9 protein-coding genes are annotated in these 12,376 nt (G+C 72.7%); 5 read left to right on the top strand and 4 right to left on the bottom strand.

Features of this window, described 5'->3' with window-relative positions:
- Positions 1 to 44 precede the first annotated feature (44 nt).
- Complete coding sequence (locus CSIV_RS07765; protein ID WP_238592349.1) at positions 45 to 1,457, bottom strand: AAA family ATPase; 1,413 nt, start codon at positions 1,455 to 1,457, stop codon at positions 45 to 47.
- 103 nt (positions 1,458 to 1,560) lie between these two features.
- On the opposite strand from CSIV_RS07765, the gene CSIV_RS07760 reads away from it, so the two are divergent.
- Positions 1,561 to 2,661, top strand: coding sequence for a M15 family metallopeptidase (locus CSIV_RS07760; RefSeq protein ID WP_238592348.1), 1,101 nt, complete (start codon positions 1,561 to 1,563; stop codon positions 2,659 to 2,661).
- A 6-nt stretch (positions 2,662 to 2,667) separates the two neighbouring features.
- Here CSIV_RS07760 and CSIV_RS07755 read toward each other — a convergent pair whose 3' ends face one another.
- Complete coding sequence (locus CSIV_RS07755; RefSeq protein WP_077050836.1) at positions 2,668 to 3,426, bottom strand: energy-coupling factor transporter transmembrane component T family protein; 759 nt, start codon at positions 3,424 to 3,426, stop codon at positions 2,668 to 2,670.
- A complete protein-coding gene (locus CSIV_RS07750) occupies positions 3,423 to 5,171 on the bottom strand; it encodes an ABC transporter ATP-binding protein (RefSeq protein ID WP_077050835.1) in 1,749 nt (582 codons plus the stop codon). Before CSIV_RS07750 ends, CSIV_RS07755 begins: the two co-directional genes overlap by 4 nt.
- Before the next feature lie 193 nt (positions 5,172 to 5,364).
- Here CSIV_RS07750 and CSIV_RS07745 point away from each other — a divergent pair, with 193 nt between their 5' ends.
- The 3 genes from CSIV_RS07745 to CSIV_RS07735 are packed head-to-tail and all read left to right on the top strand — an operon-like array spanning position 5,365 to position 8,038.
- The gene (locus tag CSIV_RS07745; protein ID WP_077050834.1) at positions 5,365 to 7,146 is read left to right on the top strand and encodes a TIGR03767 family metallophosphoesterase; all 1,782 of its coding nucleotides are present in this window, start codon (positions 5,365 to 5,367) and stop codon (positions 7,144 to 7,146) included.
- A complete protein-coding gene (locus CSIV_RS07740; RefSeq protein WP_139340644.1) occupies positions 7,143 to 7,490 on the top strand; it encodes a hypothetical protein in 348 nt (115 codons plus the stop codon). The genes CSIV_RS07745 and CSIV_RS07740 overlap by 4 nt, the downstream gene beginning before the upstream one ends.
- The gene (locus CSIV_RS07735) at positions 7,487 to 8,038 is read left to right on the top strand and encodes a hypothetical protein (RefSeq protein WP_077050832.1); all 552 of its coding nucleotides are present in this window, start codon (positions 7,487 to 7,489) and stop codon (positions 8,036 to 8,038) included. The genes CSIV_RS07740 and CSIV_RS07735 overlap by 4 nt, the downstream gene beginning before the upstream one ends.
- On the opposite strand, the gene CSIV_RS07730 is transcribed toward CSIV_RS07735, so the two are convergent.
- Entirely contained in the window at positions 8,035 to 8,589 is a 555-nt protein-coding gene (locus tag CSIV_RS07730; RefSeq protein WP_077050831.1) for an ECF transporter S component, read from the bottom strand. The genes CSIV_RS07735 and CSIV_RS07730 overlap by 4 nt on opposite strands.
- Positions 8,590 to 8,740: 151 nt before the next feature.
- On the opposite strand from CSIV_RS07730, the gene CSIV_RS07725 reads away from it, so the two are divergent.
- The gene (locus CSIV_RS07725; protein ID WP_139340643.1) at positions 8,741 to 12,313 is read left to right on the top strand and encodes a S8 family serine peptidase; all 3,573 of its coding nucleotides are present in this window, start codon (positions 8,741 to 8,743) and stop codon (positions 12,311 to 12,313) included.
- The last annotated feature ends 63 nt before the right edge of the window (positions 12,314 to 12,376 follow it).

Genomic DNA, 12,376 nt, shown 5'->3' with positions numbered 1-12,376 from the left:
CCCCCAATGGGAACATGTGTTCGATGAATTGGCAAGCGTGTGCGTCACTGACTAGAAGAAAGAGACTCCCGTCCGCCGAGCAACAGCCGGGTCAGCGCCGCGCCAGACGACAGCAGGTCGTCGAGCGCGGCCGCGAGGTCGTCGTCGGTGGGCAGCTCGTCCCCGCGGAGCGCCGCCCGCAGGACCGCACGGCGCACCAGTTCTTTCGCGAACGAGCCGGTCGTGCCCTCGGCGCGCTCAGCGGCGGCGTGCAGCGCGTCGGCGGAGAAGGGAAGGCTGCCCGCGTAGTGCTGGAACAGGCGGCGTCGGGCGGTGACATCGGGCAGGGCGATCTCGACGCCGAGGTCGACGCGGCCGGGGCGGGCCGCGAGGGCCTCCTCGAGGATCTGCACGTGGTTCGTGGTCATCACGAACGCGATGTCGGCATCCGGTTCCAGGCCGTCCAACGCGTCGAGCACGTCGAACAGGACCGGCTCGGGCGAGTACGCGCGGTCGGCGGCGACGAGGTCGATGTCCTCGAGCACGACGAGCGCGGGCGCGAACGTGCGCGCGATCTCCGCGGCCGCGGACACGAAGCGGATGCTCGACCCGGTGAGCACGACGGCGGTGGTGCCCGGCGTGCGCGACAGCAGATGGCGCACCGTCAGCGTCTTGCCGGTGCCGGGCGGCCCGTACAGCAGGACACCGCGCTTGAGGTGCTGCCCCGCGGCGCGCAGGACCTCGCGCTGGTCGCCGATGCCCACCACGTGGTCGACGATGGTCTGCAGCACGCCGTCCGCGAGCACGACGTCGTCGGCCTCGACGGACGGGCGGGGGAGGAACGTCGCTCCCGCGTGCGACCCGTACTCGGTCGGCGCGAACGACAGCACCTGGCCGCGCAGCACGCTCCGCTCGACCATGAGGCGTCGGATTTCGGCGAGCGCGGCGCTCGTGGCATCCGGGTCGGATCCGAACACTTCCAGCCGTGCGGCCGGCGGCATGACGTTCGGCGAACTCGAACGCTGCACCACCGCCAGGGGGTGCCCGTCGAACGTCAGAAGCCGAACGCCGAAGGCGACGACGCGTCGCTCGGTGCCGGGACCGATCGCGCGCGTCTCGTACGAGATGGGGCCGGGTGCGAACCGCGCGTAGGAGGACGCCAGGAGCTCGGATGCCGAGACGTGCCACCGCTGGTCGCCGCCCGTGACGCCGATGACGCGGCCGCCGCCGACGGCCGTCAACTCGTCGAGGGCGATGTCCGCATCCACGTACCGGTGCAGCGACAGCGACTCCGTCGTGACGGGGACGGTCGCGGCATCCACCCCCAAATGGTCGGAGATGACGTCGGCCAACGCGCTGCGTCCGTCCGCGTGGTCGTCTGCGGCGACCCTCTGCACGTGCTCCAGGTAGCGGGAAACCGTACGCAGCGCTTCGCGGTCGTGGTCGTCGATCATCGTTGCCCCCCGGTCGGATTCCACCCCTCCCACCCTGCCCGGGCGGGCGCTTCCGGGCAACGGGGGATTCCGTGCCCGTCCGTGCGCCCCCTCGACCGGCTCGGAGCGGCGGGAGAGAATGGGTCGAGTGACTTCCTTCGATCCCGAGCTCTCGCCCCGCCGCGCCGCGCGCGCCGAGGCCGAACGGCGGGCGACGGAAGCGATCGAGGTGGTCGCGCCTCCGGGAGAGCCCGTCGCGCCGATGACGCGGCGCCTGCGACGCGACGCCCCCTCGGCCGCGGGTCTGGGCGTGCGGTGGGTTTCGCGCCCACGGCGGGTCCGTCGACGGGTGGCGGTGCTGGCGCTCGGGCTGACGGCCGTGGCCGCGGGACTCATCGCCGCGGGCATTGCGACGGCGGGAAACGTGTCCACCCCGGTGGCCGCGCCCGAGGCGGCGGCGATGGTCGGTCCACCGGCGGTGCCGGCGGAGGGCCTGCCCGTCCCGGTGATCGCCGAGGCGCCCGCGCCGACGAGCCCGTGCGACGACCCGGCGTTCACCGCCGTCCTCGCAACGGGCGACGACACCGCGACGATCGCCGCGATCGGCGGGGCGGGGGCGTTCCGGTCCGCCGTGGCATCCGGGATCGCTCCGTGCATCTCGCTGTCGGACCCGAACCGCGAATGGGTCGTGGTGAACAAGAAGCGTCCGTTCGACCCCGCCGACTACCGGCCCGGCGACCTCGTGATGCCCGACGATGTGCGCGCCCTCAAGGAATCGGGCCTGCGCCGAACCGCGGCCGACGCGTTGACGACGCTCGTGGGCGCGGCCGCGGATGCCGCGGCGGGCGAGATCGGGTATCTCAGCGCCTTCCGCTCCTACGAGAACCAGCAGGCGACGTACGCGGATCGCGTCGCGGTCGGTGGGGTGGAAGAAGCCGACCGCGAGAGCGCGCGCGCCGGGTTCAGCGAGCACCAGTCGGGGCTGGCGGTCGACATCGTGCCGTGCAACCGCTCCTGCGGCACCCTCGACGACGTCGCCGGGTCGAGCCAGGGCGCGTGGGTGCGCGACCACGCCTGGGAGTACGGCTTCATCACCCGGTACGACGTCGGTCGCATCGACGTCACCGGGTACGAGCCCGAGGCGTGGCACCTCCGTTACATCGGGCCCGAGCTCGCGAAGGCGTATCACGACGGGGGTTTCACGACCCTCGAGGAGTTCTTCGGTCTCCCGGCCGCGCCGACGTACTGACCCGCGTCACACGGCGAGGAACACCGCCGCCGACACCGCCCAGAACGCCAGCACGAACGCGGTGTCCCGCCGTCGCCACGGGACGAGGTGCCTCTCCGTGCGATCGGGGTGGGCGCCGAAGGCGCGGGCATCCATCGCCAGGGCCACCCGCTCCGCGTGGCGGATCGCGCCGGCGAGAAGGGGCACCACGGTGCGGATCCACCGGGTCGGCGCGAAGCCCCCGACCCCTCGGACACGCTGCGCCTGGCGGATGGTCTCGAGCTCGCGACCGAAGCGCGGGACGAAGCGGATCGCCGCGAGGGCCGCGTAGCCGACCCGGTACGGCACGCGCAGCTGCTGCACGAGGGCGCGGACGAGGTCGGTGCCGGCGGTCGTGAGTCCCCCGAGGAGGGCGAGCGTCATGATCGCGGCCAGGCGCAGTCCGGTCGAGAAGCCCACGGCGAGGGCGCCGTCGGTGAGGGTCCAGCCGCCGACACGCAGTACCGCGACGCCGCCGATCGAGGGATCCACCCAGACGGCGAAGCCCAGGCCGACCACGGTCACCGCGAGCGGCACGACCGCTCCGAGCATCGTGAACAGCCGCGCAGACCACCGGGCGCCGCACAGGAGCAGGACGTACGACAGGACGAGGAAGGTCGTGGGGGTCGTGAGATCGCGCGCGAAGACGAGCGCCAGCATCGCGGGGAGCGCCGCGGCGATCTTCGCGAGCGGGTTCAGGCCGACGAGGAACGCCGTCGGGGCCGGCGCGAGCGCGACGGCGGTCACGATCCACCGCCGGGGACGTCGCGGAGGCGCGTGATCGCCGCCAGCTCCGGATGCCGCTGCAGCCCGGTGAACGCGCGGCGCAGGGGCGGGACGCCCAGGCCCGTGCGCTCGAGCAGCGGCGCGTCGGCGAACACGGCATCGGCGGGGGCGTCGGCGGCGAGGCGCCCGGCATCCATCACGACCACCCGGTCGGCGTGCTCGGCGACGAGCTGCAGATCGTGCGTGACCACGATGATCGTCGTGCCCCCGTCGCGGAGATCGTCGAGCATCGCCATCATCTCGTCGACGCGGGCGCGATCCTGTCCGTAGGTCGGCTCGTCGAGCACGAGCAGCCGGGCCCCGCCGACGAGCGCCGTCCCCACCGACAGTCGTCGCTTCTGCCCGCCCGAGAGCAGGAACGGGTGGGTGTCCGCGAGATCGGCGAGGCCGAACCGCCCGAGCATCTCGTCGACGCGGCTGCGCACCTCCGCTTCGGGGAGCCGCATCCGACGGAGGCCGTGGGCGAGCTCGTCGAGGACCGTCGTCGTGACGAACTGGTGCTCGGGGTTCTGGAACACGAACCCGACGTGGCGCGACAGCCGTCGAGGGGACAGGCGTCGCACGTCGCGCCCGTCGATGCGGACGGCACCGCGCGGAGGCCGTCGGACGCCGGCGATCGCCTGGGCCAGGGTCGTCTTCCCGGCACCGTTGGGGCCGACGACGGCGACGAACTCGCCTTCTCGCACGTCGAGGTCGACGGCGTGCAGCACGGGCGTGCGGCCCCGCGTCACCCTCAGACCGCGCACGCGGACGATCGGCTCGCCCCCGACCCGCACCGGGGTCGGACCGGGAACGGATGCCACAGCGGGGGGCGCCGCATCCTCGAGCGCCGCCCGAAGCTCCTCGGGCGTGAGCGGCAGTCGCGGCAGCGCATAGCCCGCGCGGCGGAGCCGCAGCGCCGCAAGTGTCGCGGTCGGGAGCCACACCCCGAGTCCGTGCAGCTCGAGCGCCCGCCCGCGCAGAACCTCGTCGACGTCACCGTCGGCGATCACGCGCCCCGCGCCGTCGAGCGCGACGACCCGATCGACGAGCTCCACCGCGGCATCCAGGTCGTGCTCGATGAGCAGAATCGCCCGATCCCCGGTCGCGACGACCTCGCGCAGCGCCGAGTAGACCTCCGCGACCCCGGCCGGATCGAGGCTCGCGGTCGGCTCGTCGAGCACCAGGAGAGGGGAGGCCATGGCCAGCGCGCACGCGATCGCGAGACGCTGCCGGCCCCCTCCGGAGAGGATGTCGGGGGAGTCGTCGCGCCGGTCCCAGAGCCCCACGCGGCGGAGGGCCGCCTCGGCTCGCGCGAGCACCTCGTCGACGGGGAGGCGGAGGTTCTCCGGACCGAAGCACACCTCGTCGAGCACGGTGCCGGTGATGAGCTGGGCGTCGGGGTCCTGGAAGACCATCGCGACGGTCTGCGCGAGCTCGGCGACCGGGGTGGTCGCGGCATCCGTCCCGCTCACGATCACCGTGCCGGTGACGTCGCCCGGGACGACGTGCGGGAGCAGCCCGTTCATCGTGAGAGCCAGGGTCGACTTGCCCGACCCGCTCGGTCCGAGCACGAGCACCACCTCGCCGGGGCGCACCTCGAAGCTCACATCGGCGGGGGTCGCGCGGTCGGCCTCGAAGTGCGTGACGGCGACGTTCCGCAGGCGCAGGAGGGCGTCGACGCCCGCGCGGGGCGCCGCGGCGGTCGGGTGCGGGTGGGCGGTCACGGGTGTCCTTCGGCGAGGCGTCCAGTCTATTTAGGTTCGCCTTACCCGTGTGGGGAGGCGTCTCGACGTCGAGGCGACGCGCTCGGTCGGGGGCTCCCGCCGCCGCGACACGGAGGCACGGCATCCTGCGCTCTGGACGCCTGAAATGCGCGAACGGTACATTCGAGGTTCCTCCGCCCGAACGGACGATCTCGTGACCGGTCTCTCCCGCCGTCAGTTCCTGCACGCCACCGCCGCCGCTGCCGCCGCGACGGGGCTCGGGTTCGACGTCCTCGCACCGCAGCTGGCGCGGGCGGCGACGCCGTCCGCCGACGTCCCGTCGACCCTGCTGCAGACGATCCGCCAGGGCTCGGTGCTCTCGGGCAGGTACCGCACGCTCACCACCGGGCCGGGGGAGCCGTACCTCCCGCGCATCGACGTTCTGCGGCGCACCCCGTCGCCGACGCGCACCACGGCGCGCCGCTCGCTGCTGTACCTCGGCCACCTGTCCGACCTCCACGTCATCGAGGCGCAGTCCCCGGGACGCATCGAGCCGATGATCGTGCAGGACCACTCCGCGTGGGGCTCGGCCTTCCACCCGCAGGATCCGCTGAGCCCCCACGCGACCGCGGCGATGGTGCAGGCGTTCTCCGACGCCCGCTACAGCCCGCTCACGGGCGCGCCGATGAGCGCGGCGATCGTCACCGGCGACAGCGCCGACATGCACTCGCACCTCGAGCTGCGCTGGTACATCGACCTCATGGACGGCCTCGCGGTCGACCCGGCCACCGGCGGACCGACGTGGCAGGGCGTGCAGGCGTGGAGCGAGGCGGCGTGGGCGTACCGTCCCGGCGATCCGAGCGGCGGCGACTTCGGCGACTACGGATTCCCGCGCCTCCCCGACCTCCTCGCGCAGGCGATCGCCCAGCCCGTGCAGTCCGTCGGCCTCCCGGCGCCCTGGTACGCCGTGTACGGCAACCACGACACCCTGCTCCTCGGAACCTTCGACATCAGCCCGCAGCTGCGCGCACTCGCCGTCGGCGCGCGGAAGTCGTACACCCTGGATGCCACGGCCTCCACGGCCCTCGAGGGGTGGGCCGCGGGGACGAGCGTCCTCGCGCAGGTGCTCGCGGCGCTGGGGCTGGCATCCGGGGGTACGGGGTTCACGGAGGTCACGGCCAACCCCGAGCGCTACCTGTTCGAGCAGCGCGACTTCATGGCCGAGCACTTCCGGACCGAGCCCACGCCCGGACCCGTCGGCCACGGCTTCACCGCCCACAACCTCGCCTCGGGCGAGACGTGGTGGCAGGCCGACCTGAGCCCGCGCGTCCGGGCGTTCGGACTCGACACGTGCAACGCCGTCGCCGGCCCCGACGGTGCGGTGCCCGAATCCCAGATGCAGTGGCTGCGCGCGCAGCTCGAGATCGCGCAGCGCGACCAGGTGCTCGCGCTGATCTTCAGCCACCACAACAGCCTCACGCTCGAGAACCGCGCGACCCGACCGGGGGTCGACGAGAAGCTCTACGGGGCGGACGAGTTCGTCGCCCTGCTGCTGGAATTCCCCGTCGTCGTCGGATGGCTGAACGGCCACACGCACCTCAACCAGATCCTCGCGCACACGAACGCGAAGGGCGGGTTCTGGGAGATCACGACCGCGTCCTGCATCGACTTCCCCCAGCAGCAACAGGTCGTGGAGATCGTCGACAACCGCGACGGCACGCTGTCGCTGTTCACGACGGTGCTCGATCACGCCTCGCCCGCGGCTCCGGGGAACTCCGGTTCGGTCGCCGACCTCGCCGCGCGCAGCCGCGAGCTCGCGGCGAACGACTGGGCCGAGACGCCGCTCATGCGACGCGGGTCGCCGCTGGACCGCAACACCGAACTGCTGCTCCCCGCGCCGTTCGACCTCTCGGTGATCACCGACGCGCAGCTCGAGGCGCAGCACGTGACCGAGCGGGCGCGGATCCTCGCGTACGAGAAGGAGCGGGGGCTGTGAGGCGGTTGTTCGGAGTGTGCGCCCTTGCGGCGACCCTCGCGCTGGCCGGTTGCTCGCAGGTCGCCGCGATCGCGCCCGTGGGCGGGAACCACCTGACCGAGGTGCGCTTCGCCACGATCGACGTGCTGCAGCAGAAGGGCATCGCGCTCGAGGCCGTGCCGACGTGCACGCGCGCGTCCGACGGCGCGATCTCCTGCACCGGGACGACGGAGGACGGCGCCGCGGTCACCGCAGCCTCCCCCGCGGCCGACCCCGACAGCTTCACCGTGACGGTGGGCTCCGACACGGTGTTCACCGGCAGCGTCAGCGCCGTGATCGACCAGGCCGCGGGGGTGACCCCGTGAGGCGCGTCCTGCTCGTCGCGGCCGTCGTGCTGGGGAACGCCGTCGTGCAGGCGCTGTGCGTCCTGCCGGGAGCGACGCCCGCCGTCGACCCGCTGTTCCTCGCGATGCTCTCGGCATCCGTTCTCTCGCTCGTCGCCGCGGCGACGGCCGTGATCGCGCTCGTGGGCGGTCCGGGTGCCCGGTGGCTGCGTGCGCTCGCCGCCGTGGCCGTCGCGCTCGTCGTCGTCGGGGCGCTCGCCGTGGTGTCGTCGGCGACCGTCGTTCCGTCCCTGCTCGTCGCCTTCGTCCTCGTGTCGCCCGCCGGTGATCCGGATGCCACGGCGTGGGGCGGTCTGCGCGCGTTCGCGCGACATCCGGTCCGGGCCGTCCTGCTCGCCGTCGTGACGCTGCTGGTGATCGCGGTGCTCGTCGTGGCCGCGCTGCTCCTCGGCTTCCTCGTGACCGGGTGGCTGGGGTCGCTCCTGACGTGGATCGTCGCGGGCGCCGCGGCCGCGCTGCTCGTGCGGGCGTGGGTCGGGCTGGCGCGGCGGCCGCGGCGGGCGGACTAGCGCCGCGACAGTCCGCGGGCGACGCCCGCGCCGCGCAGGCCCGACCCGATCGCGAGACCGACGGCTGTCCAGACGACCGGACCCAGCACGCCGATCACGAGATAGGTGATCTGGGCCCACGGGGCGAGCGCGCCGATGTCGGCGGCGAACCACACGGCCGCGGCAACGAGCACCCCGATGATCACGGCCGACACGAAGAAGCGGGCCGCGGCCCACACGCGGTAGCGGGTGAGGGCGGCGACGGCCTCCTGGATGCCGCCGAAGAGGATCGCGGTCCCGAGGAAGCGGAAGGTCCACTGCGGAGCCATGGCGCTCGCCACCAGCGCCGCGAGCACGTGGGTCAGCAGCGCCACCCACGCCCGGCGGACGACCTGCTGCGCGATGATCCCCGGCAGGACGTGCGACCCGAGCACGAGGCCGTACGCCCAGGGCGCGGTGGCCAGCACGACGAGCGTCAGCCAACCCGCGGCACCGCCGAGGATCCCCGTGCCCACGCCGATCGCCGCGCAGACGAGGAGGACGCGAGTGGACAGACGGGATGCCGACGACACGGGGTCAGCGTATCGGGACCGCGGCATCCGGTTACCGGACGGAGTCCAAAAGAAACCGTTGGTGATGAATTCGCCGTGAGTTATGTTTATGCGACGCGCGCCGAAGAAGTCGCGCACATCGCTCAATTCATCCCCCCGTTTGGAGCGCACTATGGGTCGTACCCTGCGTTCGGCCGCGGCCATCGCATTGGCCGGGCTTTTCACCGCTGCCGGAGTCACCTCCGCGCAGGCCGCCGTCGTGGGCGAGGGGGTGACCCCTCCCACACCCATCGAATCCGCCACCGGGCGGTACATCGTCGTCCTCGACGAAGCGCCCGTCGCCACCTATGACGGCGGCGAAGCGGGCCTGCGCGTGACGAAGTCCGACGATGCCCGCCTCGACACCGGTTCGGATGCCGTCCGCGAGTACTCGGCCTTCCTCGAGCAGCGCCAGCAGGACGTCGCCGACGAAGCCGGGGTGGACGCCGACTACTCGTACACGCTCGCCGTCAACGGCTTCAGCGCATCGATGGACCCGAACCAGGCCGCGAAGCTCGCCGCCACGAAGGGCGTGCAGAAGGTCGTCCCCGACGAGATCCGCCACCCGGCGGCCGTCCCCTCGACCGAGTTCCTCGGGCTCGAGGGCGACGGCGGCGTGTGGCAGCAGGTCGGCGGAGTCGACGCGGCGGGCGAGGGTGTCGTGGTCGGTGTCGTCGACACCGGCATCGCGCCCGAGAACCCGTCGTTCGCGGGCGACCCGCTCGGCACGACGCCCGGTGACCAGCCGTACCTCGACGGCAACGACGTCGTCTACCGCAAGGCCGACGGCACCGACTTCCGGTCGCCGCGCGTCGCCACGGGCGACGGCTGGTCGGTCGACGACTACTCCACGAAGCTCGTCGGCGCGCGCTACTTCGACCAGGGTGCCGCCGCGACCGGCTTCACCTTCGAGGCCGACTACCGCTCGCCGCGCAACGGCGACGCGCACGGCTCGCACACCGCGAGCACGGCCGCCGGCAACAACGGCGTCGACGCCAGCGTCGAGGGCATCGACTTCGGTGCCATCTCGGGCGTGGCCCCGGCCGCGAAGGTCGCCGCGTACAAGGCCTGCTACTCCGGTCCTGACCCGCTCGTCACCACCGACGACGTCTGCGCGCTGAGCGATCTGCTCGGCGCCATCAACGCCGCCGTCGCCGACGGCGTCGACGTGATCAACTACTCCATCGGCGGCGGGGCGGCCACCACCACCCTCGCCCTCGAGGACGCGGCGTTCTTCAACGCCGCCGCGGCGGGCATCTTCGTCGCCGTCTCGGCCGGCAACTCCGGCCCCGACGCCTCGACCGCCGACCACGCCTCGCCCTGGTACACCACCGTCGCGGCATCCACGATCCCGACCTACGAGGGCACCGTGAAGCTCCCGAACGGATTCCAGGCCGCGGGCGCCTCGGTCTCCGTCCGCGCGGGTGAGGACGTGACGGGACCGGTGGTCTACGCCGGCGACATCGCTGCATCCGGAGCGGATCCGGCGAACGCCGCCCTGTGCCTCCTCGGATCGCTCGACGCGGCGCAGGCCGCCGGCAAGATCGTCGTGTGCGACCGCGGGCAGAACGCGCGCATCGAGAAGTCGCAGGCCGTGAAGGAGGCGGGCGGGATCGGCATGATCCTCGTCAACGTCACCCCCGCGTCGGTCGACAACGACTTCCACTCCGTGCCGACCGTCCACATCGACGCGCGCTACCGCGACGACCTCCTCGCCTACGTGCGGGGGAACGCGGATGCCACGGCGACCCTCGTGGGCGAGAACGTCACGGGAGTCGAGACGCCGACGCCGCAGGTCGCCGGCTTCTCGAGCCGCGGACCGATGCTCGCCGACGGCAGCGACGTGCTCAAGCCCGACATCTCGGCGCCCGGCGTGGCGATTCTCGCCGCCGCCGCGAACGCCGAGGGTGCGGCTCCCACGTTCGAGTTCCTCTCGGGCACGTCCATGTCCTCGCCGCACATCGCCGGTCTCGCCGCCCTGTACCTGGGCGAGCGGCCGCTGGCCACGCCCGCCGAGGTGAAGTCCGCCATGATGACCACGGCGTACGACACCGTCGACGTCGAGGGCGCCCCCGCGCAGGATCCGTTCGCGCAGGGTGCGGGTCACGTCGACCCGACGAAGTACTTCGACCCGGGTCTGCTGTACCTCAACGGTCCCGCCGACTGGGCGGCGTTCCTGCAGGGCAAGGGCCTCGAGGACTTCGGCGTCGAGCCGATCGACGGCAGCGACCTGAACCTGGCATCCATCTCCATCGGATCCCTGGCCAAGCCGCAGACCGTCACGCGCACCGTAACCTCCACGCAGGCGGGCACGTTCGAGGCATCCATCGACGTCCCCGGACTGGATGCCACGGTCGAGCCGTCCACGCTGACCTTCGGCGCGGCGGGCGAGACGCAGACCTTCACGGTCACGTTCTCCCGCACCACCGCGGCAGCCGAGCAGTGGACGACGGGCTTCCTCACGTGGACCAGCGGCGACACCCAGGTGCGCTCGCCGATCGCCGTGCGGCCGACGACCGCCGAGGCCCCGGCCGAGGTCGCGGGCACCGGGCTGTCGGGTTCGACGGGCGTGGAGATCCTTCCCGGCGTGAGCGGCGACCTGCCGCTGACGGTGTCGGGTCTGTCGGCCGTCACCCTGCTGACCGATCCCGACAACCCGGTCGACGGACACTCCGGTGACCAGGACTCGGGTGACGCGGACGGCTACGTCCGGTGGATCGTGGACGTGCCCGAGGGGACGACGCTCTCGCGCTTCGACCTCGACTCCTCCGACGACACCGGCAGCGACCTCGACCTGTTCGTGTCGCGCGTGGTGAGCCCGGACGACCTCCGGTACTACGAGCGGTTCACCTCGGCAACCGGCTCGGCGGACGAGCGCGTCTCGCTGCCGAACCCGACCCCCGGCACCTACCTCGTCGAGGCGAACATCTACTCGTTCACGGCGCCGTTCACGTGGGACATGACCTACGCGAACGTCCAGCCCGGTGGCGAGGGGCAGCTCACGGCCACGCCGAACCCGATCCCCGCCGAGCAGGGAGTGGCGACGACCTACGACCTGTCGTGGCAGGGACTGCAGCCGCAGACCCGGTACCTCGGGGTCGTGCAGTACGGCGAATCCAACGTGCAGACGGTGCTGACGGTCGACTCGGGTCAGGCGGCCCCCGTCAACGTCGACGCTCCGACGATCTCGGGCACGCCGAAGCTCGGCCGCACCCTGACGGCGACCGCCGGCACCTGGGACCCGGCCGAGGTCACCACGACGTTCCAGTGGCTGCGCGGCGGTGAGCCGATCGAGGGCGCGACCTCGTCGACGTACCGCGTGAAGCGCGACGACGTCGGTGCGGTGCTCTCGGTGCGGGTGACCGCGACCGACGCCGGCACCGGGCTCACCGGTACGGCGGACAGCGCGGGCGTGCCCGTCGTGGCCTCGTCGCGGACGACCGTGACGGTGAACCCGTGGGTCGGCCGCACGAGCGACACCTACACCCTGACCGTCAAGGTCCGCCCCTCGGGTGGTCCCGCGGCGACCGGTGAGGTGACGGTGACCGTCGCCGGCAAGCCGTACACGGCGACGCTCGAGGACGGCCGTGCCACGATCACGCTCGACCCGCAGACGCGGGGCCTGCGCATCGTGGCCGCGGAGTACGCCGGCAGTGACACCGTCTCGGCCTCGGAGACGTACAGCGCGTTCATCGTGCTGCGCTGATCCTCACGCCGACGCGGCGCCCGGACTCCGGCTCGGGCGCCGCGTTCGCGTTCGGGGCGTGCG

This window comes from Microbacterium sp. CSI-V (assembly GCF_001984105.1).
Taxonomy (GTDB): domain Bacteria; phylum Actinomycetota; class Actinomycetes; order Actinomycetales; family Microbacteriaceae; genus Microbacterium.
The sequence above is the reverse complement of the archived record's forward strand: the minus strand, read 5'-3'. Positions and strand labels throughout refer to the sequence as shown.